We start from the raw sequence: 23,781 nt of genomic DNA, 5'->3' as shown, positions 1-23,781 counted from the left end.
GCTGCGACGGGAGTATCGACCCTTGAAAGGCTCTACGCGTTCTGCTCACGTGGTACTCACGCTCGATGCGCTCGTCGACGCATGCGTGCGTTTCGATCCGTCGGACGGGGATCAGCGGCTGATCGTCCGGACGCTGGTCGTGCCGATGCTCGCACGGCGGCTTAAGTGGCTGGGGCTGTTGCTGCGCGCGAGCCCGCGCAGCGAGGCCACGCGCACGATGCTCGAACGGATCGAAGGGGCGCTCGCGTGCGCGGCGGCACGGCTCGAGGCTGCGTGCCGGCCGTCCGCGGACAGGGCGACGAATGCCGTGCCGCGGCGCGGACCGCGGGCGTAGATCCCGAGGTCGTCGCGGGAGCGAGGGCCGACCGTCGATCGGAGCGCGGCCGCCCGCACGAACGGAAGGCGAATGGTGGGGACGGCGATTAGCAGGACCGCGCGCGAAATGCCGCGTGCGGCGTGAAGCGGCGCGCTGACGGCTCCTCAGCGCCTGGCGTCGAGCGTTTCCGACGGCGATTCGCCGAACTTCTCCCGATACGCGATCGCGAACCGGCCCAGGTGGGTAAACCCGCAATCGAGCGCGATATCGGCGATCCGCCGGTCGGATGCCGCGCCGCGCAGCAGTTCGCGCGCGTGCGCGAGCCGCGTCGCGCGCAGGTATTGCATCGGGCTCATCCCGCGGAATTGCAGGAATGCGTCGCGTAGCGTCCGTTCGGGCACGTTGGCGGCCTGGACGATATCGGCGAGCTGCAGCGGCTGCGCGTAGTGCGCATCGACGAACTCCTGCGCGCGCCGCACGAAACCCGGCGCCGGATCGCGGTGCGCCGCCTGCAGCACCGACGGCGGATGGCCTTCGATCAGCAGGTCGATCAGCAGATGCTCGAGCTGCGACGCGACCCGCGGGTTCGCGTTCGCGCGCTCGAGCAGCTCGGGCGACCGCGCGACGAGCATCAGTTGCTGGCGCCACGCGGCGAGCGCGGTGTCGCTCACGTGCAGCACCGGGTCGAGCATCGCGCGCGGATCGCCGGTCAGCGCGCCGACGGTCGCCGCGTCGATGCGCAGCACGAACTGCTCGCAATCGGCCGACAGCACCGCGTCGAAGCGCTCGCCGGGCGCGCACAGCACGCCGGTCTGGCCGTCGACGCCGAGTTGCCGCCCCATCGCGCGCACTTCGGCCTGGCCGGACAGGCAGAACATCAGCAGGTAGTAGCCGTCGACGGCATCGACCTGCACGCGCATCGCGTCGCCGAACGCGATCGTGCCGATCCCGAGCCCGCCCAGCTTGACGAAATCCATGTGCGACGCGCCCCGCACGCGGCCGCTCGGCAGCAGCGCGTGCGGCTGCATCACGCGCGAGATCCGCTCGCGCGTCTCGTCGAGATCGCGGGATTCGAACAGCCGGTGCGCGCGCAGCGCGAGCGGCTCGAACGACGTTGGGGACATGGGCCTGTGCCTTGGTATGGACGACGCGCGCTTCGATCCGACGAATGGGTCGCGATCGTGCGGCGGCCGCGTGTGCCGCCATGCTAGCGCAGAAATCCGCCGAAAGTGGATATTGCGCCGCCGCAATCGCACTTTCCGGATAGACGCCGAATATTAGCTTTTCAAAAATCGGCTCCATGCATTCAACGCAACGGAACCACAAGGAGTCCGACATGGAGCAGACAGAATCGCCCGTCGTTTTCGCCGCGCGCGGCGACGCGTCCGACGTGACCTTCCCGCACGACGACGGCTCGCGCGTGCCGTACAAGGTGTTCAGCTCGCGGGCGGTCTACGATCGCGAGCAGGAACGCATCTTCCGCGGGCCGACGTGGAACTTCGTCGCGCTCGAAGCGGAAATCCCGAACGCCGGCGACTTCAAGAGCACGTTCGTCGGCGACACGCCGGTGGTCGTTACGCGCACCGAGGACGGCGCGCTGTCCGCGTGGGTGAACCGCTGCGCGCACCGTGGCGCGCAGGTGTGCCGCAAGTCGCGCGGCAACGCGAGTTCGCACACGTGCGTGTATCACCAGTGGAGCTTCGACAACCAGGGCAACCTGCTCGGCGTGCCGTTCCGGCGCGGCCAGAAGGGGATGACCGGGATGCCGGCCGATTTCGACCCGAAGCAGCACGGGCTGCGCAAGCTGCGCGTGGACAGCTATCGCGGGCTCGTGTTCGCGACCTTCAGCGATGAAGTGGCGCCGCTGCCCGAGTATCTCGGCGAGCAGATGCGCCCGTGGATCGACCGGATCTTCCACAAGCCGATCGAGTATCTCGGCTGCACGCGCCAGTATTCGAAGTCGAACTGGAAGCTGTACATGGAGAACGTGAAGGACCCGTATCACGCGAGCATGCTGCATCTGTTCCATACGACCTTCAACATTTTCCGCGTCGGCATGAAGGCGCGCTCGATTCCGGATGCGAACCACGGGCTGCACAGCATCATCACGGTGACGAAGACGGGCGACGATACGTCGGCCGCGTACAAGCAGCAGAACATCCGTTCGTTCGACGAAGGCTTCCATCTGGAAGACGAATCGATCCTCGATCTCGTGTCGGAATACGACGAGGATTGCACGAACCATATTCAGCCGATCTTTCCGCAGCTCGTGATCCAGCAGATCCACAACACGCTGGTCGCGCGGCAGATCCTGCCGAAGGGCCCGGACAACTTCGAGCTGATCTTCCACTTCTTCGGCTACGCGGACGACACGCCCGAGCTGCGCGCGCTGCGCATCAAGCAGGCGAACCTCGTCGGGCCGGCCGGCTACATCTCGATGGAAGACACGGAGGCGACCGAGCTCGTGCAGCGCGGCACGGTGCGCGATGCCGACGCGACGTCGGTGATCGAGATGTCGCGCGGCAATCCGGACCAGCAGGACACGGTGATCACCGAGAGCCTGATCCGCAAGTTCTGGGTCGGCTACCAGAAGCTGATGGGCTATTGAGGCGGGAGCAAAAAATGACGGAAGACATGAAGACGTGGTTCGAGATTTACATGCTCCAGAACCGCTACATCGGGCACCTCGACAACGACCGGCTCGAACATTGGCCGGAGATGTTCACCGAGGACTGCACGTACGAAATCGTGCCGAAGGAGAACGCCGATCTCGGGCTGCCGGTCGGGATCGTCCACTGCACGAACCAGCGGATGCTGCGCGACCGCGTGGTGTCGCTGCGGCACGCGAACATCTACGAGGAGCACACGTACCGGCACATGACGTCGGGCCTGACGATCGTCGCCGAACGCGACGGTGAAATCGATACCGAGAGCAACTACGTGGTCGTGCAGACGCGCAGCAACGGCGAATCGAACGTGTACCAGGCCGGCAAGTACTACGACACGGTCGTGCGCACGCCCGACGGCTTGCGCTACAAGACCAAGCGCGTGATCTACGACACGTCGCGCGTGCAGACGCTGCTCGCGACGCCGATCTGATCGATCTGACCGCTCTGACGAAGCAAGGAACCGACATGACCGAAGCAACGCTGGCCGAGTGGCATCCGCTCGGCGCTTTCGACGAATTCTCCGAAGACGAACCGGCGGCGCGCGTCGCCGGCCAGAAGCCGATCGCCGTGTTCCGGATCGGCGACGAACTGTTCGCGATGCACGACCTCTGCACGCACGGCCATGCGCGGCTGTCCGAAGGCTATGTGGAGGATGGCTGCGTCGAATGCCCGCTGCACCAGGGCCTGATCGACATTCGTACCGGCGCGCCGAAATGCGCGCCGATCACCGAGCCGGTGCGGACCTATCCGATCCGGATCGTCGACGGACAGGTGGAAGTCAATGTTGGCTGATCCGTTCGTGATCGTCGGCGCCGGCCACGCGGCGCGGCGTACCGCAGAAGCACTGCGCGAACGCGATGCAACGGCGCGCATCGTGATGATCGGCGCGGAACGCGAGTTGCCGTACGACCGGCCGGCGCTGTCGAAGGATGCGCTGCTGACGGACGGCGGCGAACGGCGCGCGTTCATCCGCGATGCCGCGTGGTACGACACGCAGCGTATCGAGCTGCGGCTCGGTACGCGGGTCGACGCGATCGAGCGCGACGCGCGGCGGGTGCGGCTCGACGACGGTGCGACGGTGCCGTACGGCAAGCTCGTGCTCGCGACGGGCTCGCGCGTGCGCCCGTTCGGCGGGGCGATCGATGAAGGTGTCGCGGTGCACTACGTCCGCACGGTCGACGATGCGCGTGCGTTGCGTGCGCGACTGGCGCCCGGGCGCCGCGTGGCGGTGCTCGGCGGCGGCTTCATCGGCCTCGAGGTCGCGGCGGCGGCACGCCAGCTCGGTTGCGACGTGACGGTGATCGACCCGGCCCCGCGATTGCTGCAGCGCGCGTTGCCGGAAGTGGTCGGTGCGTACGCGCGCCGGTTGCACGAGGCGCGCGGCGTGATCTTCCAGTTGGCGACGCTGCCGCGCGCGATTCGGCGCGCGCCGGGCGGCGGCGCAGTCGTCGAGACCGATCGCGGCGACGTGCCGGCCGACATCGTCGTGGTCGGCATCGGCGTCGTGCCCAACATCGAACTGGCGCAGGCGGCCGGACTCGACGTCGACAACGGGATACGCGTCGATGCGGGCTGCCGCACGACCGATGCCGCGATCTTCGCGGCCGGCGAGGTGACGATGCACTTCAACCCGCTGCTCGGGCGGCATGTGCGGATCGAATCGTGGCAGGTGGCCGAAAACCAGCCGGCCGTCGCGGCCGCGAACCTGCTCGGCGCCGACGAGACCTATGCCGAGCTGCCGTGGCTGTGGTCCGATCAGTACGACTGCAACCTGCAGATGCTCGGGCTGTTCGGCAGCGAGCGCACGATCGTCGTGCGCGGCGATCCGGCAAGCGGGCCGTTCACCGTGTTCGGGCTCGGCGACGACGGCAGGATCGTCGCGGTGGCCGCGGCGAACCTGGGGCGCGACATCGGTGCGTCGCGCCGGCTGATCGCGGCAGGGGCGGTGCCCGATCAGGCGAAGCTGGCCGATCCGTCGGTGAACCTGAAAACGTTTCTGTGACGCGGTGAACGAACGCGGCCGGCGTGGCCGCGTTCGCGCCGGGCAACTGGCACGTGGACGGAAGCCCGTGCCGGGCGGCATGCCCGGCGTGCGGGTTTGTCGTCGGTCGGCGATCGGTGCATATTAGCGGCATTGCCGTTTCACCGGTCGCCCATGACGCCAGACAAAGCTCTCGAACTGAAACGCAGCAAGCGCCGCGCGCTATGGCTGCTCCTGGCCGCCGTCGCGGTGTTCGTCACCACCATCCTGCTGCCGCGCGGCCCGTGGGTCGACGGTTTCAAGGCCGTCGCCGAAGCCGCGATGGTCGGTGCGCTCGCCGACTGGTTCGCGGTCGTCGCGCTGTTCCGTCGCGTACCGATCCCGTTCGTGTCGCGCCATACCGAGATCATTCCGAAGAACAAGGACAAGATCGCCGACAACCTCGCGGTATTCGTGCGCGAGAAATTCCTTGGCCCCGATGCGCTCGCCGCGCAGATCCGCCAGCACGATCCCGCGCAGAAGCTCGGCGCGTGGCTCGGCGAGCCGGCGAACACCGACGCGCTCGGCGGCTACGTGACGAAGCTGATGAGCTTCGCGCTCGACATGACCGACGACGCGCGGATCCAGTCGTTCGTCCACGATGCATTCCGCGCGGTGATCGACCGGGTCGACCTGTCGCAATCGGCCGGCGCGATCCTCGACACGCTGACGAAGGACGGCCGCCACCAGGCGCTGCTCGACGACGCGATCGAACAGGTGGTCGACGTGCTCGACAAGGAAGAGAACCGCGAGGTGATCGCGGGCTTCATCGTCGAGTGGCTGAAGACGCAATACCCGAAGGTCGAGAAGATCATGCCGACGCAGTGGTTCGGCGAGAACGGCGCGCGCATGCTCGCGAGCGCGGTGAGCCGCGTGCTCGAAGGCGTGGCGGCCGACCCCGAGCACGAGCTGCGGCAACGCTTCGACCGGACGGTCGTGCGGCTGACCGAGCGGCTGAAGCACGACCCCGCGTTCATCGCGAAGGGCGAGGAGATCAAGCGCTATATTCGCGACGGCGATGCGTTCAACGAGTATGCGCGCGACTTGTGGGACCAGTTGCGTGCGTGGCTGAAGGCCGATCTCGCCCGCCCCGATTCGGCGCTGCACCGGCAGGCCGCGACGCTGGGCGGCTGGCTCGGCGCGCGGCTCGCCGAGAGCCCGGCGCTGCGTGCGTCGCTGAACGAGCATGTGGAGCGGGCCGTGCACGAGATGGCGCCCGATTTCGCCGATTTCCTGATGCGCCACATTCGCGACACGGTGCGCAACTGGGATGCGCGCGAGATGTCGCGACAGATCGAGCTGAACATCGGCAAGGATCTGCAATACATCCGGATCAACGGCACGCTGGTCGGCGGGCTGATCGGGCTCGGGTTGTATCTGGTGTCGCTGGTGCCGCGCTGGGCGGCCGGGTGGCTGCACTGACGCGGGTACGGGCATTGCACCCGCGGCGCGACGCCGTGCACCGCCGGCTCACGCGGCAGCCTTGGCGCCGTGCAATTGCAGGCCGAGCGCCTTGATGACCTTCAGGATCGTGCCGAAGCTCGGATTGCCGTCGTGCGACAGCGCCTTGTACAGCCCTTCGCGCGACAGGCCCGCATCGCGTGCGACCTGCGACATGCCGCGGGCACGGGCGATCACGCCGAGCGCATGCGCGATGAAGGCCGGATCGTCGCCGGCCTCCTGCAGGCAGGCGTCGAAGTAGTCGGCCATGTCGTCTTCGGTTTTCAGGTGTTCGGCCGAATCCCACGGCCGCGTCTTGATCTTGTCCATCGATCACTCCATGTCGAGGTGCGCGAGCATTGCGTGCGCGGCGCGGATGTCGGCCTGTTGCGTCGACTTATCGCCGCCGCAGAGCAGGATGACCCATATCGTTCCGCGCCTCACGTAATAGACGCGATAGCCGGGGCCGTGGTCGATACGCATTTCGACGACGGGGGAGCCGGCGGATTTCCAGTCGCCCGGATTGCCCATCGACAGACGGTCGATGCGCGCTTGGATGCGCCGCCGCGCGACGCGATCCGGCAGGCCGGCGAACCACGCTTCGAAGACGTCGGTGGTCCGGATGCTGAACGTAGGCGCACTGTAGGGCACGGATTGCAGGATGTCAACCATGGTTCACATGTTCGATGAATGGAATTCGGTTGCGCCTACGGTAGCGCCGCGCGCGTCGTTCGAGGTGGAATTGGCCGTCAGGCCGATCCCGTCGCGCGGCGGGAGCCGGCCATCCGGTCGAAGTCGGAATCTCGCGAATCCGTCTACAATCAAAAACGTCTTTGCCGCCCGCGCGTGCTTGCCGCGCGCGGGCGGGTCCGTTCGTCCTCCGGTATCCGGAGGCGCCGCCGTGCATCCCGCATCGAGCATCGCGTGTTGCGCGGCGAGCAGTGCCGTGGTCTGTGTCCAGTAGGTAAGGCGTCCGCGTGCCGTAGGCCGGCGCGCGTCCTGAACGCCGCGTGTCCGTAGGCCGGGCAGGCGGCATAACCGAGAGTCCCCATGAAAGCATCGGATCTGTTCGTGAAGGCGCTGGAAGCCGAAGGCGTCGAGTACGTGTTCGGCATTCCCGGCGAGGAAAACCTCGATCTGCTCGAATCGCTGCGGCGATCGAAGATCAAGCTCGTGCTGACCCGGCACGAGCAGGCGGCCGGGTTCATGGCCGCCACCTACGGCCGTCTCACGGGCCGCACCGGCGTGTGTCTCGCGACGCTCGGGCCAGGCGCGACGAACTTCGTGACGGCCGCCGCGTATGCGCAGCTCGGCGGGATGCCGATGCTGATGATCACCGGACAGAAGCCGATCAAGTCCAGCAAGCAGGGCCACTTCCAGATCGTCGACGTGGTCGACATGATGCAGCCGCTCACGAAATTCACGCGGCAGATCGTGTCGATCGGCAACATCCCGTCGGCGGTGCGCGAGGCGTTCCGCCGCGCGGAGGAAGAGCGCCCGGGCGCCGCGCACCTCGAACTGCCCGAGGACATCGCGCACGAGGAGGGCGACGGCAAGCCGATCCCGCGCAGCTACAGCCGGCGGCCGGTGGCCGAGGAGAAGGCGGTCGCGCACGCGGTCGAAGCGATCCAGGCCGCGCGCCATCCGCTGCTGATGATCGGCGCGGGCGGCAACCGCAAGACCACCTGCAAGATGCTGCTCGAATTCGTCGACAAGACGGGCATCCCGTTTTTCACGACGCAGATGGGCAAGGGCGTGATCGATGAGACGCACCCGCTGTGGCTCGGCAACGCGACGCTGTCCGACGGCGACTTCGTGCATCGCGCGATCGAGCAGGCGGATTGCATCATCAACGTCGGCCACGACGTGATCGAGAAGCCGCCGTTCTTCATGCGCACCGACGACAAGACCGTGATCCACGTGAACTTCCTCGGCGCGCAGGTCGATCCCGTCTATTTCCCGCAGATCGAGGTGGTCGGCGACATCGCGAATGCGGTGTGGCAGATGAAGGAGGCGCTGACGCCGCAATCGCACTGGGATTTCGAGCGCTTCAAGATGATCAAGGCGCATTTCGACGCGCACCTGGAAAAAGGCCAGCACGATCCGCGGTTCCCGATGTACCCGGTGCGGATCGTCAACGACCTGTACAACGCGTTGCCGGTCGACGGCATCGTCTGTCTCGACAACGGGATGTACAAGATCTGGTTCGCGCGCTACTGGCGTGCGCACGAGCCGAACTCGCTGCTGCTCGACAACGCGCTCGCGTCGATGGGCGCGGGCCTGCCGTCGGCGATCGCGACGAAGATCGTGCATCCGCAGCGCAAGGTGATCGCCGTGTGCGGCGACGGCGGCTTCATGATGAATTCTCAGGAGCTCGAAACGGCCGTGCGGCTGAAGCTCGACATCGTCGTGATGATCCTGCGCGACGATGCATTCGGGATGATCCGCTGGAAGCAGGAGAACATGAATTTCCCCGATTTCGCGATGACGCTGCAGAACCCCGATTTCGTGTCGTACGCGCAAAGCTACGGCGCGCACGGGCATCGCGTCGAGTCGGCCGACGATCTCGAGCCGTTGCTGCGCGAATGCTTCTCGTCGCCGGGCGTGCACGTGATCGACGTGCCGATCGACTACTCGGACAACGAGCGCGTGCTGAACCGCGAGATCAAGCGCCTGTCGGCGCAACTTTGAATTCCCGTTCACAGGAAGGAGTCGTTCCATGTTGAAGGAAACCTATCCGTACTATCTCGCCAACGAAGCCGTCTACGCGAACACCGATCTGGAGGTGACCGACAAGTTCAGCGGCAAGGTCGCCACGCGCGTCGCGCTGGCCGACGCGAAGGCGATCGATGCGGCGATCGCCGCGGCCGTCGACGCCACGAAGCCGATGCGCGAGATGCCGGCCTACCAGCGGCAGGCCGTGCTCGATCATTGCGTCGCGCGCTTTCGCGAGCGTTTCGACGAACTGGCCGAGGCGCTGTGCATCGAGGCCGGCAAGCCGATCAACGATTCGAAGGGCGAAGTCACGCGGCTGATCGACACGTTCCGCGTCGCGTCCGAGGAATCGGTGCGCATCGACGGCGAGATCGTCAACCTCGAAATCTCCGCGCGGGCGCAGGGCTATACGGGCTACACGAAGCGCGTGCCGGTCGGCCCGTGCTCGTTCATCTCGCCGTTCAACTTCCCGCTGAACCTGGCCGCGCACAAGGTCGCCCCCGCGCTCGCGGCCGGCTGCCCGTTCGTGCTGAAGCCCGCGAGCCGCACGCCGGTCGGCGCGCTGATCATCGGCGAGGTGCTCGCGGAAACCGACCTGCCGAAGGGCGCGTTCTCGGTGCTGCCCGCGCATCGCGACGGCGCCGACCTGTTCACGACCGACGAGCGCTTCAAGCTGCTGTCGTTCACCGGCTCGCCGGCCGTCGGCTGGGCGCTGAAGGAGAAGGCCGGCAAGAAGAAAGTCGTGCTGGAGCTCGGCGGCAACGCGGCCGCGATCGTCGATGCGGACCAGCGCGACCGGCTCGACTACGTGGTCGAGCGGCTCGCGTTCGGCGCGTACTACCAGTCGGGCCAGAGCTGCATCGGCGTGCAGCGGATTCTCGTCCATGCGGATCTTTACGACGCGCTGCGCGAGAAGCTGATCGCGAAGACGCGTTCGCTGAAGATGGGCGATCCGAAGGACCCGTCGACCTTCGTCGGCCCGATGATCTCCGAATCCGAGTCGCGCCGGCTGTCGGGCTGGATGGACGCGGCCGTCGCGGCGGGCGCGAAGATCGTCGCGGGCGGCAAGGTCGACGGCGCGATGTTCGAGGCGACGCTGCTGGAGAACGTCGGGCGCGAGCAGGACCTGTACCGCAAGGAGGCGTTCGGCCCGGTCGCGATCCTCGAGAAGTTCGACCGCTTCGACGACGCGCTCGCCCGCGTGAACGACAGCGACTTCGGGTTGCAGGCCGGCGTGTTCACCGATTCGCTCACGCATGCGCACCGCGCATGGGACGAGCTGGAGGTCGGTGGCGTGGTGATCAACGACGTGCCGTCGTTCCGCGTCGACAACATGCCGTACGGCGGCGTGAAGGATTCGGGCCTCGGCCGCGAAGGGATCCGCTACGCGATCGAGGACATGACCGAGCCGCGGCTGATGGTCGTGCGGCGCCGGTAACGCACGGCAGGCGGCGCGGTGCCATGACGGCACGCGGGCGGGCGATCGTGCCGGCCCGCGTGCCGTTTTTCATGGCGGCGCGCGCAGCGGCACGGCGCCGCGCGCGCACCGTGCGGCAGGCCGCCCGAAACAGGCTCGACTACGAGCCTCCCCTCGTGATGTAATCGCGCGAAACTGCCGACCGGGGTACGACGCCGGAACGCGCGAATTCATTCTTCACGAGGTCGATTCATGTCCCCCGTCTCGGCATTCAAGCTGGTTCTGCTGTCATTCCTCGCGATCGTCGCGCTCGAATGCATCGCCAAGCGGCTACGGCTGCCGCCCGCGGCCGCGCTGCTGATCGGCGGCATCGGCATCGCATTCATCCCCGGGCTGCCGCCGATCAACCTCGATCCCGAGCTGGTGCTGCTGGTGTTCCTGCCGCCGCTGCTGATGGACGGTGCGTACTTCTCCGTGTGGGAAGAATTCAAGCGCAACGTCGGCGGCATCCTGATGCTGGCGATCGGTGCGGTGGTATTCACGACGTTCGCGGTCGGCTTCGCCGTGCACTGGGTGGTGCCGGCGCTGCCGTGGGCCGCGTGCTTCGCGCTCGGCGCGATCGTGTCGCCGCCCGATGCGGTCGCCGCGAAGGCCGTGCTCGAACGCGTCGCGCTGCCGCGCCGGTTGATGGTGCTGCTCGAAGGCGAGAGCCTGCTGAACGACGCGGCCGGCCTCGTGCTGTTCCGTTTCGCGGTCGCGGCCGCGCTCACCGGCGCGTTCAGCCTCGAGCACGCGGTCGTGCGTTTCGCGGAGCTGGGGCTCGGCGGCGTGGTGGTCGGCTTCATGGTCGGCAAGCTCGTGGTGTGGTTCCTGAAGCTGCTCGACGACGACTATCTCGTGATCACCGTCGCGGTGATCGCCGGCTGGATCGCGTACATCGCGGGGGAAATGGTCGAGGTGTCGGGCGTGATCTCGACCGTCACGGCCGGCATGATCATCGGCTGGCATCAGCACGAGGTGTTCTCGGCGGCCGTGCGCACGCGCGGCACCGCGTTCTGGCAGGTCATCGTGTTCCTGCTCGAGGCGATGGTGTTCGTGCTGATCGGGCTGTCGCTGCGCGGCGCGATCCATCGACTCGGCGGCTTCGAGCAGGTGCTCGGCACGATGGTGCCGCCCGTGCTCGCGGTGCTGGCGGCGGTGGTCCTGTCGCGCTTCGTGTGGATCTACGCGGTCGAGGCGCTGAAGTGGCCGGTGCGCGGCCTTGCGCGGCGCGGCGAGGCGCCCGACTGGAAGGCCGCGACGATCATGAGCTGGGCCGGCATGCGCGGCGTGGTGACGCTGGCGATCGCTCTGTCGCTGCCCGAGGCGCTGCCCGGCCGCGACGTGATCCTGGTCGCGTCGTTCGCGGTGATCCTCGTCACCGTGCTGCTGCAGGGCACGACGATCGGGCCGCTGATCCGGCTGCTGCGCCTGCCGCAGCGTGAGGAGCGCGCCGCGCACCACCTGACCGAGCCGCAGACGTGGGCGTACGTCGAAGCCGCGCAGCTCGCGGCGATCCAGCCGCTCGTGCGCGACGAGAACGGCGTCGTGATCCATCCGCGCCTGCTCGAGCAATACACGTATCGCGCCGAGCTGACCGAACGGGCGAAGAACGAGCCGGCGTATCCGGCGGAAGTGCGCATGGCGCACTACGACGTGGTGCTGGCCGCGATCCGGGCGGGCCGTGCCGAACTGTTGCGCCTGCACCGGTCGGGGCGTATTCACGACGAGATGCTGCACGCGCTCGAACGCGATCTCGACCTGCAGGAAGTATCCGCGCAGCACGCGCGAGGGTGAGCGGGCACGCGGCTCACGCATCGCACCACGGGCCGGCGTCCTGCCGGCCCTGCCGCGCGCGGGTCGAGCGCCCGTTGCGCGATTGTCTCTTTTCCGCCTGCCGATTGGGGTTATTCGAATCCGGCCCTCAATAAGATCGGCCGCCAGCCTTGCAACGCATGCAAACCTCGTGGCGGCGGTCTCGCAAACGTTATCGTCTTTCGAATCCGGAAATGATCCGATTTATCTGTTTCCGTCTCTTTCTGCATATTTGGCAAAACTAAACCGGAAGGAGATAGATGCTGTGTTCTAATTTCATTTAGAATCAGCCGGTTATGTTTATTGAGAGAAAGAATGCGGAGGTAATGCGGTCGCCGACGGGGAAACAAGCGGCGTCCGAGGCCCCGCAAGGCAGTGCCGACAGGCCAAATCGGCGGAATCAGGCGGGTTTTTCAACTGCCAATATAAGATAGCGTCCAAGTCGGATAAACAACTCCTATGAAAGAATCGATTGGAGATTCGGCGTTTGAAACTGTATTTATGAAAGAATCGAGCAGTGATAATGCCTCGGATTGCCTCGAATCGGGGTTATCGGTCCTCCTCGTCGACGACCAGCCGTTCGTCGGCGAGGTGATCCGCCGCGCGTTGCGCAGCGAGCACGACATCGACCTGCACGTGTGCACCGACGCACACCGGGCGATGGCGGTCGCGCGCGACGTGAAGCCGACGGTCATCCTGCAGGATCTCGTGATGCCGGAGATCGACGGCCTCGATCTCGTGCGCGCCTGGCGCGCGGATGCCGGCACCGCACGCGTGCCGATCATCGTGCTGTCCGCGAAGGAGGAGCCGATCGTCAAGCGCGAGGCGTTCATCGCCGGCGCGAACGACTATCTGGTGAAGCTTCCCGACGCGATGGAGCTCACCGCGCGCATCCGCTATCACTCGAATTCGTACCTGATGTCGCGCCAGCGCGACGAGGCGCTCGATTTCCTGTCGCACGACATGCGCTCGCCGCAGACGTCGATCCTCGCGCTGCTCGACGTCTACCGGACCGAACACGGCGACATGCCGGCGATCATGGAGCGCATCGCCGGCCATGCGCGGCGCGCGCTCGCGCTCGCCGACGGCTTCATCCACCTGACCCGCGCGCAATCCGAGCGCCGTGCGCACGAGGTCGTGAGTCTCAACGAGATCGTGCTCGATGCCGTCGACCAGCTGTGGGAAAAGGCGGCCGGGCTCGGCTGCCGGGTGATCGCGCACGTGCCGGATACCGAGTGCGTGACGATGGGCGACCGCATGATGCTGACGCGCGCGGTCGCGAACCTGGTCGACAACGGGCTGAAGTACGGGCCGGCAGGGATGGACGTTCATTGCACGCTGACCGGCGAGGGCGGCGCCTGGCTGATCGGCGTCGAGGATGCCGGCACCGGCATCGCGCCGGAACAGCGCACGGCCGCGACCGAGTCGTTCGTGCAGCTCGAATCCGCGCACGGCGCGGCGCGCGGCGGCTTCGGCCTCGGGCTCGCGTTCGTCCGCGCGACGGCGGCGCGGCATCGCGGCCAGATCCTGATGCGCAATACGGCGCGCGGCTTCATGGTCGCGCTTCGGCTGCCGGCGCAAGCGGAGCGGTGATTTCGCGGCGCGGCCTGCCGGCGCCGCGCCGCCCGCGAGACCCCGACGCGCTCGTGGCGCGCCCTCCGGCGCGCAGGCGGGCGTGGATTTTTTCAACGCAGAATTTAGAAAGCCCATAACGAACATGGCCACCGTGACGCCCCGCGCGACCAATGAAAGCCTGCATCCGACGATCGGCGCTGCCCGGCTGACGCTCGGCAATCGCATCCTGCTCAGCTTCGGCGTGCTGTTCGTGCTGATGCTGGTGACAGCCGGCGTGTCGTACGAGCGACTGCGCGCGATCAACGCCGAAGCCGTCAGCATCGAGCGCGACTCGTTGCCCGGCGTCTACCTCGCGTCATCGCTGCGCGCGGCGGTCAACGAAACGTTCGTCATGCTGCAGCAGGCGACCTTCGTCGAGACCGACCCCGACGCCGTGCAGCGCGATCTCGCGAAGATCGCGGACGCGACGAAGCAGGTCGAGTCGCTGTCGGTCGACTACCAGGCGTCGATCTTCCGCGACGACGACCGCGCGCGTTTTGCGACGTTTCGCGGCGCATACGATCGCTACCTGCCGCTGTTGACCGACGCGGTACAGAGGCACCGCGGCTCGCGCGACGAAGCGGTCGCCGCCTACGCGAAGGTGTTGCCGGGGTGGGCCGAGGTCGTGCAGGACGCGAACATCATGGTCCAGGAGAACCGCAAGTTCGCGGACCAGTCCGCGAGGGTGATCCGCGAATCCGTGCAGGACACGGAAGTCGTGCTCGTCGGCGCGCTGACGATCATGCTGCTGTCCGCGCTCGGGCTCGGCTACATGCTGTACCGCTCGGTCACCGTGCCGATGGCGCGGCTCGTCGAGGTGCACGACGTGATGCGCACCGGCAACCTGACCCATCGCCTCGATCTGCGCCGCCGCGACGAATTCGGCACGCTCGAGACCGGCTTCAACCGGATGGCCGACGAATTGACCGAGCTGGTCGCGCGCGCGCAGCAGTCGTCGATGCAGGTGACGACGTCGGTGGCCGAGATCGCGGCGACGTCGCGCGAACAGCAGGCGACCGCGAACGAGACCGCGGCGACGACGACCGAGATCGGCGCGACCTCGCGCGAAATCTTCGCGACGTCGCGCGACCTGCTGCGCACGATGAATGAAGTGGCCGGCGTGGCCGAGCAGTCGGCGACGCTCGCGGGCGTGAGCCAGAGCGGGCTCACGCGGATGGGCGAGACGATGCGCAGCGTGATGGACGCGGCCGGCTCGGTGAACGCGAAGCTCGCGATCCTCAACGAGAAGGCGCTGAACATCAACCAGGTGGTCGCGACGATCACCAAGGTGGCCGACCAGACCAACCTGCTGTCGCTGAACGCGGCGATCGAGGCCGAGAAGGCCGGCGAGTACGGTCGCGGCTTTGCGGTCGTCGCGACCGAGATCCGCCGCCTGGCCGACCAGACGGCGGTGGCGACCTACGACATCGAGCAGACGGTCAAGGAAATCCAGTCGGCGGTGTCGGCGGGCGTGATGGGGATGGACAAGTTCTCCGAGGAAGTGCGCCGCGGGATGCTCGACGTGCAGCAGGTCGGCGGGCAGCTGTCGCAGATCATCGCCGAGGTGCAGACCCTCGCGCCGCGCTTCCAGATGGTCAACGAAGGGATGCAGACGCAGGCGAACGGCGCCGAGCAGATCACGCAGGCGCTGTCGCAACTGTCGGAAGCCGCGCAGCAGACGGCCGAGTCGCTGCGCCAGTCGTCGCAGGCGATCGACGACCTGACGCTCGTCGCGAACCAGTTGCGCACCAGCGTGTCGCGCTTCAAGGTCGACGCGTGACGCGCGCCGATCCGCAGAACGGCGCCCACGCGCTGTTCCTGATGTTCGAGCTCGACGGCGAGCGTTATGCGCTCGACGCGGCCGGCATCGACGAGGTGCTGCCGCTCGCCGTCATGAAGGCGGTGCCCGGCGCGCCCGACTGGATCGCCGGGCTGCTGATGCGCGGCGGCCAGCCGGTGCCGGTGATCGACGTGCCGATGCTGGCGCTCCGGCGGCGCGCGCAGGCGCTGCGCTCGACGCGGCTCGTGATGGTGCGCCATCGCGCCGGTCACGCCGGTCACGCCGATGGCGAGCGCACGATCGGCCTGATCGTGGAGCGCGCGACGCAGACGATGCGGATCGACCGCGCGGCGTTCCGCGCCAGCGGCATCTCCACCGCGCGCACGCGCTGGCTCGGGCGGGTCGCGAACACGCCCGACGGCGTCGTGCAGCAGGTGTCCGTGCCCGACCTGGTCGACGACGTTGCACGCCTGTATCTGTTCGACGGCCTGCCGGGCCACGGGGAGGAGTCCGCATGAACATGTCCGAATCGCGATTTCGCGGCTGGTTGCTGCGCGAGACCGGCATCGACCCCGATTCGCTCGGCAACGATTTCCTGATGCGGGCGCTGGCGGATCGCGTGCATGCGCTGCAGGCGGACGGCGAGCGCGTGCCGTCGGCCGCGCGGCCGCCCGTGACGCCGGAAGCGCTCGACGCGTACTGGCAGCAGCTCAACGCGTCGGCCGATGAACGGCGCGCGCTGATCGAGCTGTTCGTCGTCCCCGAGACGTGGTTTTTCCGCGACCGCGAGGCCTTCGCGACGCTCGCGCGGCTGGCCGCCGAACGGCTCGCCGCGATGCCCGGCCGCGTGATCCGCGTGCTGAGCGCGCCGTGTTCGACGGGCGAGGAACCGTATTCGGCGGCGATGGCATTGCTGGATGCGGGGCTCGAACCGGCCAGCTTCGCGATCGACGCGATCGATCTCAGTGCGCGTGCGATCGAGCAGGCGCGGCTCGGCTGTTACGGGCGCAATGCGTTCCGCGGGACGGCGACGGAGTTTCGTACGCGGTATTTCACGCCGACCCGCGACGGCTGGCTGCTCGACGAGCGCGTGCGCGCGTGCGTGCAGTTCAGTCATGCGAACCTCGTCGAACCGGTGGCCGATACCGGCATTCGCTACGACTTCGTGTTCTGCCGCAACGTACTGATCTATTTCGACCGCGATGCGCAGGATCGCGTGATCCGCTCGCTCGACGCGCGTCTTGCCGACGACGGCATGCTGTTCGTCGGGCCGGCGGAGACGGGCGTCGCGATGCGGCACGGGATGCGCTCGGCGCGCGTGCCGCTGGCGTTCGCGTTTCATCGCGAGCCGGCCGGCGCGGCGGCCGATGCCTGCGCGGCGCGGCCGGCGGCGCCGCTGTCCGCGGCGGCGCCTTACCCGGGCGCGGAGCGCTTCACGGTTGCGCCGCTCGCCGCGCCGCGGCCGGTGCTGGCTGTCGCGCCGCCGGCCTGGCTCGGCGACGTGCGTCAGCCGTTTGCGGCGCCGCCGCCGGCCGTGACGACGGCTGCGATCGACGCACGGGCCGACCTGGCGGTGGCCGCCGCCGCGGCGGCCGCACCGGCCAACGACGGTATCGCGCCGACGCTCGACGAGGCGCCGACGCTGGAGGATGCGCAGGCGCTGGCGAACGCTGGCGCGCTCGACGAGGCCGAGCGCGTGCTCGCGCAGTTCTCGGCGCGCGTCGGCCCGCATGCCGATGCGTTCTACCTGAACGGACTGATCGCGGATGCGCGCGGACGCGCCGCGGAAGCGAGCGACTTCTACCGCAAGGCGCTGTACCTGCGCCCCACGCATCACGAGGCGCTGACGCATCTCGCGACGCTGCTCGACGTCGGCGGCGATCGTGCGGGCGCGCAATGGCTGCTCGAACGCGCCCGGCGTTCGGCCGGCTGACACGACGACGGGAATGGGACCGACACCGCGATGACCAGAGGAACGCTTGACGTCCTCCACCGCCTAAAGGCGGAGGATTCCCACACCTGGCGATGCACGTCCGCATCGGAGAATGTTCAGCGCAGCGTTGATATCACGATCATGCTCGACACCACAGTCACTGCAGGCCCATTCTCTTATTCGCAGTCCCGCGATACCTTTCGGCCGCGTCGTGCTGTCTTTCGATCCGCACGCCGAACAGGACTGGGTCGAACCGCTTTCGTCGACTTCCTCGAACGTGGCCCCGTGCGCGATCGCTTTGTAGCGGAGCTTGTTCCGGAAGGACGACCAGGACGCGTCGTAGACGCTCTTCGCCATCCTGGTTCTGGCGAGTTTCGCGGGCGACACGTTGCCGACCGCGATGTAATCGAAGCACCGCACCAGATCGTCCTTCCCGCCATCAATGGCGGAGTTTCTCGGAGCAAATTCTGATGAACCGCGCCGCCACTGACGACGCGACGCTCGACGTCGACGATTGCTGGAACCGGATCGGCACGCGCGGCGACCGCTCGTGCGAGCGGCTGAACGACTGCCTGCGCTGCCTGAACTGCCCGGTCTACGCGTCGAACGCGGCGAAACTGCTCGAGCGTCCGCTCGACGTGGCCGAGATGACCGACGTCACGCGCCGGATGAGCGCGTTCGGCACGGCACACGCGAGCGACGACGACGGCGTGGCGCGTCATGCGGCGCTCGCGTTCCGGGTGGCCGACGAATGGCTCGCGCTGCCGATCGGCGTGCTGCGCGAGATCGCCGGCACGCGCCCGATCCATTCGCTGCCGCATCGCCGCAATTCGGCCGTGCGCGGCGTGGTCAACATCCGCGGCACGCTGCGCATCGCGATCTCGATCGGCGCGCTGCTCGGCCTCGATGCCGGCAAGGCCGGCAGCGGTGGCGGCGACGGCCGTTTCACGCGGCTGCTGGTGGCCGCGCACCAGGGCGAACCGGTCGTGTTTCCGGTGGACGAAGTCGAGGGCGTGCTGCGCTTCGGCGCCTCGGACTGGGTGCCGGTGCCGGCGACGGTCGGGCGCGCGAGCGCCGGCCTGTCGCGCGGCGTGCTGTCGTGGCGCGGCAAGTCGGTGGGGCTGCTCGACGACGATCGTCTGTTCGACGCCGTGACAAGGAGCATGCGATGAGCGGCGATGACGACCTGAGCCACCTGTCGCTGCTCGAACTGTATCGCGAGGAGACGCGCACGCAGACCCAGGCGCTGTCGGAGCGGCTGCTCGCGCTCGAATCGGGCGAGCCCGATGCCGTCGCGCTCGAAGCGTGCATGCGCGCCGCGCATTCGCTGAAGGGCGCCGCGCGTATCGTCGGCGTGCCGCTCGGCGTCGAGATCGCCGGGCGGATGGAAGAATGCTTCGTCGCCGCGCAGGCCGGCACGATCGCGCTGACGGCCACGCACGTCGACGTGCTGCTGGCCGGCGTCGATTTGCTGGTGCGGGTCGGTGATCCGCAGGGGCAGCCCGTGTCGCAGACCGAGATCGACGTGTTCGCGGCGGCGCTGACGGGCGCCGACGGCGCGCAGACGATGCAGGCGCCGGCCGCCGCGCCACCGCCCGTGCCGCCGTCGTTCGCGCCGTATCGCGATCACGACGGCGCCGCGAACGAGCCGGTCGGGGCGAGCGCCGCGGTGCCGCCGCTCGCCGTGTCGGGCGCGGTGCCCCATCCGGCCCAGGCCGGCCGCGTGTCGGGCGCCGGTGCGATGCGCCGCGTACGCGCCGATACGCTGAACCGGCTGCTGAGCCTGTCCGGCGAATCGCTGGTCGAATCGCGCTGGCTCAAGCCGTTCGCCGAATCGATGCTGCGCGTGAAGCGCGCGCAGCGCGACGCGGCCCGTTCGCTCGACCTGATGGTCGAGCAGTTCGCCGACGATCTCGACGCGGGCATGCTCGCATCGATGAACGAAGTGCGGCACATGCTCAACGACCTGCAGCGCTCGCTTGCCGAGCGCATGGACGAATTCGACCGCTTCGAGCGGCGCAGCACGCATATCGCCGAGCAGCTGTACGACGAGGCGCTGCAATGCCGGATGCGGCCGTTCGGCGATGCGACGCGTGCGTATCCGCGCATCGTCCGCGATCTCGCGCGCTCGCTCGGCAAGCAGGTGCGTTTCTCGATCGTCGGTGAAGGCACGCAGGTCGATCGCGACATCCTCGACCTGCTCGACGCGCCGCTCGGCCACCTGCTGCGCAACGCGATCGACCACGGCGTCGATTCGCCCGACGCGCGCCACGCGCGCGGCAAGCCGGCCGAGGCAAGCGTCACGCTCGAGGCGCGCCACAGCGCAGGCTCGCTGCTCGTCAGCGTGATCGACGACGGGCCGGGGGTCGACATGGACGCGCTGCGCGCGGCCGTCGTGCGCCAGCGCCTGACCGACGACGAGACGGCCGCGCGGCTGTCCGATCCGGAATTGCTCGAATTCCTGCTGCTGCCGGGCTTCTCGATGCGCGATGCGGTGACCGACGTATCGGGCCGCGGCGTCGGTCTCGACGCGGTGCAGGAGATGGTGCGCGGCGTGCGTGGCGCGGTGCGGATCTTCAACGAGCCGGGGGCCGGCATGCGCTTCGTGCTGCAGTTGCCGCTCACGCTGTCGGTGATCCGCAGCCTGCTCGTCGAAGTGGGCGGCGAGCCCTATGCATTCCCGCTCGCGCACGTGCGCCGCACGCTCGAACTCGCGCACGACGACATCGACGTGCTCGAAGGGCAGCCGCATTTTCCGTTCGACGGCCGGCGCGTGGGCCTCGTCGCCGCGCACCAGCTGCTCGATGCGGGCGAACCGGACGTGGCGCGCGCCAGCACGGCGGTCGTGGTCGTCGGCGGCGAGCCGGAGCTGTACGGCGTCGCGGTCGACCGCTTCCTCGGCGAGCGGATGCTCGTCGTGCAGCCGCTCGACAGCCGCCTGCACAAGATCCAGAACATCGCGGCCGGCGCGTTGCTCGAGAACGGCGACCCGGTGCTGATCGTCGACGTCGAGGACCTGATCCGCTCGGTCGACAAGCTCGTGCGCGGCGGCCAGCTCGCGCGGCTCACGCGCGATCCGCAGCTCGCGCTCGCCGACCGGCGCCGCCGCGTGCTCGTCGTCGACGATTCGCTGACGGTGCGCGAGCTCGAACGCAAGCTGCTGGAAAAGCGCGGCTACGACGTGACGGTCGCGGTCGACGGGATGGAAGGGTGGAACGCGGTGCGCAGCGATGCGTTCGATCTCGTCGTGACCGACGTCGACATGCCGCGCATGGACGGCATCGAACTCGTCACGCTGATCAAGGGCGACCCGATGCTCAAGCGTGTGCCGGTGATGATCGTGTCGTACAAGGATCGTGACGAGGATCGCCGCCGCGGGCTCGACGCCGGCGCCGATTACTACCTCGCGAAGAGCAGCTTCCACGACGAGGCGCTGCTCGATGCCGTGCACGACCTGATCGGAGATGCGCGCGGATGAACATCGGTATCGTCAATGATCTGCCGCTGGCCGTGGAGGCACTGCGCCGCGTGATCGCGCTGCGCGCGGATCATCGCGTGCTGTGGGTCGCGACCGATGGCGACGAGGCGGTGGATTTCTGCGTCGCGCATCCGCCCGACGTCGTGCTGATGGACCTCGTGATGCCGAAGGTCGATGGCGTCGCCGCGACGCGCCGGATCATGGCACGCGCGCCGTGCGCGATCCTGATCGTGACGGCGAGCGTCAGCGCGAACACGTCGTCGGTGTACGAGGCGATGGGCGCCGGCGCGCTCGACGCGGTCGACACGCCGACGCTCGCGCTCGGGCTGTCGACCGACGCATCGCCGCAGGCGCTGCTCGCGAAGATCGACCAGATCGGCCGGCTGCTCGAAAGCCGCACCACGGCGCTCGTGCCGCCGGGGCCGGCCCCCACGCGCGGACAGCCGACGCTCGTCGCGATCGGTGCGTCGGCGGGCGGGCCGACCGCGCTCACCGCGCTGCTGCGCGCGCTGCCGGCCGACTTTCCGGCGGCGATCGTGATCGTCCAGCACGTCGACCAGGCATTCGCGTACGGCATGGCCGAATGGCTCGACGGCTATACGCGGCTGCCGGTGCGCGTCGCGCGGCAGGGCAGCGTGCCCGAGGCCGGCGCGGTGCTGCTCGCGGCGACCAACGACCATCTGATGCTGTCGCCGCGCGGCGTGCTCGGCTATACGCGGCATCCGGCCGAAACGCCGTACCGGCCGTCGATCGACGTGTTCTTCAACAGCGTCGCGGACGGCTGGCAGGGCGATGCGCTCGGCGTGCTGCTGACCGGCATGGGACGCGACGGCGCGCTCGGCCTGAAGGCGATGCGGGCGAAGGGCTGCTACACGATCGCGCAGGACCAGGCGACCAGCGCCGTGTACGGGATGCCGAAGGCCGCGGCGGCGATCGGCGCGGCGTCGGCGATCCTGCCGCTCGACCAGATCGCGCCCCAGTTGATCGCGCGGATCGCATTGACATCGCGCGACTGACCGCGCATCGGGCGGGCGCCGTTGGTTCGGGGCGCACCGGTGGCTGCATTGCGTGCGTGGCGAGGCGTCGCGTACAATTGCGGCCTGCGGAGATGGCATGCCTCCCTGCGGTCGTTCCCGGCGCATGGCGCGCGGTGCGGCCCTCAACCGCCGGTTCGCCCGGCTGATGATGCCTGCGTGTTCCTGGGTCGTCAGGAGGTCGCAGGCCGTCCACGCGGTATTCTGCCGCCCAGGTTTTGATATCCCGTCGAATCTGGAAATCATGTTTTTCACCACTTCTGCCGATCTTTTCGCGACCGTGCGCTACGTGTGCCGCTGGCTCGCGCTTTCAGCCCTGCTCGGCGCGCTCGCCGGCACGGCTTCCGCGCTGTTCCTGATCGCGCTCGACTGGGCGACCGGCACGCGCGTCGCGCATCCGTGGCTGCTGTGGGGGCTGCCGGCCGCCGGTTTCGCCACCGGCTGGGTCTACCATCGGTTCGGCCAGTCGGTCGCGCGCGGCAACAACCTGCTGATCGACGAGATTCACGACCCGAAGGCACTCGTGCCGAAGCGGATGGCGCCGCTCGTGCTCGTCGCGACCGTCGTCACGCACCTGTTCGGCGGCTCGGCCGGCCGCGAGGGCACGGCCGTGCAGATGGGCGGCGCGCTCGCCGATCGCATCACGCACGTGCTCCGGCTCGATCGCGAGCATCGCCGCGTGCTGCTGATGGGCGGCATCGCGGCCGGCTTCGCGTCGGTGTTCGGCACGCCGCTCGCGGGCGCCGTGTTCGGGCTCGAGGTGCTCGCGATCGGACGCCTGCGGTACGATGCGCTGCTGACCTGCGTTGCGTCGGCGATCGTCGCGGACGTCGTGTGCCGCGCGTGGGGCGTCCATCACACGGCCTATGCGATTCCGTTCGTGCCGGCCGTATCGGCGACGGGGCTCGCCGTGACGGTCGTCGCGGGCATCGCGTTCGGCGTGGTCGGGCGGTTGTTCGCGTTCGCGACGCATGCGCTGACCGCGTGGTTTCGCCGCGTGATCCGCCATGCGCCGCTGCAGCCGGTGGTCGGCGGCCTGCTGGTCGCGGTGGCCGCGACCATGCTGAACGTGCCGCAGTATCTCGGCCTCGGCATCCCGACGATCGAGGCCGCGTTTCACGGCCCGCTGCCGCTTTACGATTTCGCGGGCAAGTTCGCGTTCACCGTCGTCACGCTCGCGTCGGGGTTCAAGGGCGGCGAAGTGACGCCGCTGTTCTACATCGGCGCGACGCTCGGCAATGCACTGGGCCAGGTGCTCGCGCTGCCGGTGCCCGTGCTCGCCGGGCTCGGTTTCGTCGCGGTGTTCGCGGGCGCGGCGAACACGCCGATCGCGTCGACGATCATGGCGATCGAACTGTTCGGCGCGGATATCGGCGTGTATGCGATCGTCGCCTGTGTCGTCGCGTATCTGTTTTCCGGGCACGCGGGGATTTATCACGCGCAGCGCGTGGCGGTGGGGAAGGGGGCGCAGGGAGAGGCGGAGTGAGGGAGGGCGTGCGGCCGCGGCTGGT

General features: G+C 68.3%; 20 protein-coding genes, 1 pseudogene and 1 riboswitch. Of the genes and pseudogenes, 17 read left to right on the top strand and 4 right to left on the bottom strand.

Annotated features, from left to right (window positions below; translation table 11 throughout):
- Nucleotides 1-22 precede the first annotated feature (22 nt).
- Entirely contained in the window at nucleotides 23-334 is a 312-nt protein-coding gene (locus BLS50_RS21855) for a hypothetical protein (protein WP_012338517.1), read from the top strand.
- A gap of 146 nt (nucleotides 335-480) precedes the next feature.
- On the opposite strand, the gene andR is transcribed toward BLS50_RS21855, so the two are convergent.
- Nucleotides 481-1,440 carry an anthranilate 1,2-dioxygenase regulatory protein AndR gene (andR, locus tag BLS50_RS21850; protein WP_053524995.1) on the bottom strand — a complete coding sequence of 320 codons (960 nt, stop codon included), beginning with the start codon at nucleotides 1,438-1,440 and terminating at the stop codon, nucleotides 481-483.
- 212 nt (nucleotides 1,441-1,652) lie between these two features.
- Here andR and andAc point away from each other — a divergent pair, with 212 nt between their 5' ends.
- From andAc to BLS50_RS21825, 5 genes are all read left to right on the top strand, one after another.
- Entirely contained in the window at nucleotides 1,653-2,924 is a 1,272-nt protein-coding gene (andAc, locus tag BLS50_RS21845) for an anthranilate 1,2-dioxygenase large subunit AndAc (protein WP_012338515.1), read from the top strand.
- A gap of 14 nt (nucleotides 2,925-2,938) precedes the next feature.
- On the top strand, nucleotides 2,939-3,415 hold the full coding sequence (andAd, locus tag BLS50_RS21840) for an anthranilate 1,2-dioxygenase small subunit AndAd (RefSeq protein WP_006490977.1): 477 nt from the start codon (nucleotides 2,939-2,941) through the stop codon (nucleotides 3,413-3,415).
- 35 nt (nucleotides 3,416-3,450) lie between these two features.
- A complete protein-coding gene (gene andAb / locus BLS50_RS21835; protein WP_006479527.1) occupies nucleotides 3,451-3,777 on the top strand; it encodes an anthranilate 1,2-dioxygenase ferredoxin subunit AndAb in 327 nt (108 codons plus the stop codon).
- Nucleotides 3,767-4,987 (top strand): anthranilate 1,2-dioxygenase system ferredoxin--NAD(+) reductase, encoded by a 1,221-nt coding sequence (gene andAa / locus BLS50_RS21830; protein ID WP_074804017.1) that lies wholly within the window; start codon nucleotides 3,767-3,769, stop codon nucleotides 4,985-4,987. The genes andAb and andAa overlap by 11 nt, the downstream gene beginning before the upstream one ends.
- 153 nt (nucleotides 4,988-5,140) lie before the next feature.
- Nucleotides 5,141-6,427, top strand: coding sequence for a DUF445 domain-containing protein (locus tag BLS50_RS21825; protein WP_074804015.1), 1,287 nt, complete (start codon nucleotides 5,141-5,143; stop codon nucleotides 6,425-6,427).
- 48 nt (nucleotides 6,428-6,475) lie between these two features.
- Here the strand turns inward: BLS50_RS21825 and BLS50_RS21820 are convergent, their stop codons facing one another.
- Together BLS50_RS21820 and BLS50_RS21815 are read right to left on the bottom strand one after the other, a co-directional pair.
- Nucleotides 6,476-6,775, bottom strand: a complete 300-nt coding sequence (locus BLS50_RS21820) for an addiction module antidote protein (protein WP_006490972.1) — start codon at nucleotides 6,773-6,775, stop codon at nucleotides 6,476-6,478.
- Between the two features lie 3 nt (nucleotides 6,776-6,778).
- Nucleotides 6,779-7,117 carry a type II toxin-antitoxin system RelE/ParE family toxin gene (locus BLS50_RS21815; RefSeq protein WP_006479524.1) on the bottom strand — a complete coding sequence of 113 codons (339 nt, stop codon included), beginning with the start codon at nucleotides 7,115-7,117 and terminating at the stop codon, nucleotides 6,779-6,781.
- 378 nt (nucleotides 7,118-7,495) lie between these two features.
- On the opposite strand from BLS50_RS21815, the gene BLS50_RS21810 reads away from it, so the two are divergent.
- From BLS50_RS21810 to BLS50_RS21775, 7 genes are all read left to right on the top strand, one after another.
- On the top strand, nucleotides 7,496-9,136 hold the full coding sequence (locus BLS50_RS21810) for an acetolactate synthase large subunit (RefSeq protein ID WP_074804013.1): 1,641 nt from the start codon (nucleotides 7,496-7,498) through the stop codon (nucleotides 9,134-9,136).
- Nucleotides 9,137-9,164: 28 nt separating this feature from the next.
- Nucleotides 9,165-10,598 carry an aldehyde dehydrogenase family protein gene (locus tag BLS50_RS21805; RefSeq protein ID WP_074804011.1) on the top strand — a complete coding sequence of 478 codons (1,434 nt, stop codon included), beginning with the start codon at nucleotides 9,165-9,167 and terminating at the stop codon, nucleotides 10,596-10,598.
- Nucleotides 10,599-10,829: 231 nt separating this feature from the next.
- A complete protein-coding gene (locus tag BLS50_RS21800; protein ID WP_074804009.1) occupies nucleotides 10,830-12,413 on the top strand; it encodes a Na+/H+ antiporter in 1,584 nt (527 codons plus the stop codon).
- A 477-nt stretch (nucleotides 12,414-12,890) separates the two neighbouring features.
- A complete protein-coding gene (locus BLS50_RS21795; protein ID WP_006479520.1) occupies nucleotides 12,891-14,024 on the top strand; it encodes a hybrid sensor histidine kinase/response regulator in 1,134 nt (377 codons plus the stop codon).
- A gap of 124 nt (nucleotides 14,025-14,148) precedes the next feature.
- Nucleotides 14,149-15,825 carry a methyl-accepting chemotaxis protein gene (locus tag BLS50_RS21785; protein WP_074804004.1) on the top strand — a complete coding sequence of 559 codons (1,677 nt, stop codon included), beginning with the start codon at nucleotides 14,149-14,151 and terminating at the stop codon, nucleotides 15,823-15,825.
- Nucleotides 15,822-16,343, top strand: coding sequence for a chemotaxis protein CheW (locus BLS50_RS21780; RefSeq protein ID WP_074804002.1), 522 nt, complete (start codon nucleotides 15,822-15,824; stop codon nucleotides 16,341-16,343). Before BLS50_RS21785 ends, BLS50_RS21780 begins: the two co-directional genes overlap by 4 nt.
- A complete protein-coding gene (locus tag BLS50_RS21775) occupies nucleotides 16,340-17,758 on the top strand; it encodes a CheR family methyltransferase (protein WP_074804000.1) in 1,419 nt (472 codons plus the stop codon). The genes BLS50_RS21780 and BLS50_RS21775 overlap by 4 nt, the downstream gene beginning before the upstream one ends.
- Nucleotides 17,759-17,821: 63 nt before the next feature.
- On the opposite strand, the pseudogene BLS50_RS21770 reads toward BLS50_RS21775, so the two are convergent.
- Nucleotides 17,822-18,184 (bottom strand): annotated as a pseudogene (locus BLS50_RS21770) (RNA-guided endonuclease InsQ/TnpB family protein); the annotation flags it as partial.
- 44 nt (nucleotides 18,185-18,228) lie between these two features.
- On the opposite strand from BLS50_RS21770, the gene BLS50_RS21765 reads away from it, so the two are divergent.
- The 4 genes from BLS50_RS21765 to BLS50_RS21750 all read left to right on the top strand — a co-directional run bounded on the left by BLS50_RS21765 (nucleotide 18,229) and on the right by BLS50_RS21750 (nucleotide 23,756).
- Nucleotides 18,229-18,930 carry a chemotaxis protein CheW gene (locus BLS50_RS21765; RefSeq protein WP_074803998.1) on the top strand — a complete coding sequence of 234 codons (702 nt, stop codon included), beginning with the start codon at nucleotides 18,229-18,231 and terminating at the stop codon, nucleotides 18,928-18,930.
- Nucleotides 18,927-21,236: a hybrid sensor histidine kinase/response regulator gene (locus tag BLS50_RS21760; RefSeq protein WP_012338506.1), complete on the top strand. Its 2,310-nt coding sequence runs from the start codon at nucleotides 18,927-18,929 to the stop codon at nucleotides 21,234-21,236. Before BLS50_RS21765 ends, BLS50_RS21760 begins: the two co-directional genes overlap by 4 nt.
- Nucleotides 21,233-22,252 carry a chemotaxis response regulator protein-glutamate methylesterase gene (cheB, locus tag BLS50_RS21755; RefSeq protein WP_006479514.1) on the top strand — a complete coding sequence of 340 codons (1,020 nt, stop codon included), beginning with the start codon at nucleotides 21,233-21,235 and terminating at the stop codon, nucleotides 22,250-22,252. Before BLS50_RS21760 ends, cheB begins: the two co-directional genes overlap by 4 nt.
- Before the next feature lie 79 nt (nucleotides 22,253-22,331).
- Nucleotides 22,332-22,435: riboswitch (Fluoride riboswitch) on the top strand.
- Between the two features lie 79 nt (nucleotides 22,436-22,514).
- A complete protein-coding gene (locus BLS50_RS21750; protein ID WP_074803996.1) occupies nucleotides 22,515-23,756 on the top strand; it encodes a voltage-gated chloride channel family protein in 1,242 nt (413 codons plus the stop codon).
- Nucleotides 23,757-23,781 lie beyond the last annotated feature (25 nt).

It is taken from the genome of Burkholderia orbicola (assembly GCF_900100915.1).
GTDB classification, from domain to species: domain Bacteria; phylum Pseudomonadota; class Gammaproteobacteria; order Burkholderiales; family Burkholderiaceae; genus Burkholderia; species Burkholderia orbicola.
Note: the sequence above shows the minus strand (reverse complement) of the source record. Positions and strands in the feature narration are given on the sequence as shown.

What these genes read in the sequence shown, in the direction of transcription:
- BLS50_RS21785 (WP_074804004.1), top strand. Translation starts at nt 14,149, where the DNA reads ATGGCCACCGTGACGCCCCGCGCGACCAATGAAAGCCTGCATCCGACG.
- andAc (WP_012338515.1), top strand. Translation starts at nt 1,653, where the DNA reads ATGGAGCAGACAGAATCGCCCGTCGTTTTCGCCGCGCGCGGCGACGCG.
- andAa (WP_074804017.1), top strand. Translation starts at nt 3,767, where the DNA reads ATGTTGGCTGATCCGTTCGTGATCGTCGGCGCCGGCCACGCGGCGCGG.
- BLS50_RS21800 (WP_074804009.1), top strand. Translation starts at nt 10,830, where the DNA reads ATGTCCCCCGTCTCGGCATTCAAGCTGGTTCTGCTGTCATTCCTCGCG.
- BLS50_RS21820 (WP_006490972.1), bottom strand. Translation starts at nt 6,775, where the DNA reads ATGGACAAGATCAAGACGCGGCCGTGGGATTCGGCCGAACACCTGAAA.
- andAd (WP_006490977.1), top strand. Translation starts at nt 2,939, where the DNA reads ATGACGGAAGACATGAAGACGTGGTTCGAGATTTACATGCTCCAGAAC.
- cheB (WP_006479514.1), top strand. Translation starts at nt 21,233, where the DNA reads ATGAACATCGGTATCGTCAATGATCTGCCGCTGGCCGTGGAGGCACTG.
- BLS50_RS21805 (WP_074804011.1), top strand. Translation starts at nt 9,165, where the DNA reads ATGTTGAAGGAAACCTATCCGTACTATCTCGCCAACGAAGCCGTCTAC.
- BLS50_RS21765 (WP_074803998.1), top strand. Translation starts at nt 18,229, where the DNA reads ATGAACCGCGCCGCCACTGACGACGCGACGCTCGACGTCGACGATTGC.
- BLS50_RS21795 (WP_006479520.1), top strand. Translation starts at nt 12,891, where the DNA reads ATGAAAGAATCGATTGGAGATTCGGCGTTTGAAACTGTATTTATGAAA.
- BLS50_RS21775 (WP_074804000.1), top strand. Translation starts at nt 16,340, where the DNA reads ATGAACATGTCCGAATCGCGATTTCGCGGCTGGTTGCTGCGCGAGACC.
- BLS50_RS21750 (WP_074803996.1), top strand. Translation starts at nt 22,515, where the DNA reads ATGTTTTTCACCACTTCTGCCGATCTTTTCGCGACCGTGCGCTACGTG.
- BLS50_RS21760 (WP_012338506.1), top strand. Translation starts at nt 18,927, where the DNA reads ATGAGCGGCGATGACGACCTGAGCCACCTGTCGCTGCTCGAACTGTAT.
- BLS50_RS21825 (WP_074804015.1), top strand. Translation starts at nt 5,141, where the DNA reads ATGACGCCAGACAAAGCTCTCGAACTGAAACGCAGCAAGCGCCGCGCG.
- andAb (WP_006479527.1), top strand. Translation starts at nt 3,451, where the DNA reads ATGACCGAAGCAACGCTGGCCGAGTGGCATCCGCTCGGCGCTTTCGAC.
- andR (WP_053524995.1), bottom strand. Translation starts at nt 1,440, where the DNA reads ATGTCCCCAACGTCGTTCGAGCCGCTCGCGCTGCGCGCGCACCGGCTG.
- BLS50_RS21810 (WP_074804013.1), top strand. Translation starts at nt 7,496, where the DNA reads ATGAAAGCATCGGATCTGTTCGTGAAGGCGCTGGAAGCCGAAGGCGTC.
- BLS50_RS21815 (WP_006479524.1), bottom strand. Translation starts at nt 7,117, where the DNA reads ATGGTTGACATCCTGCAATCCGTGCCCTACAGTGCGCCTACGTTCAGC.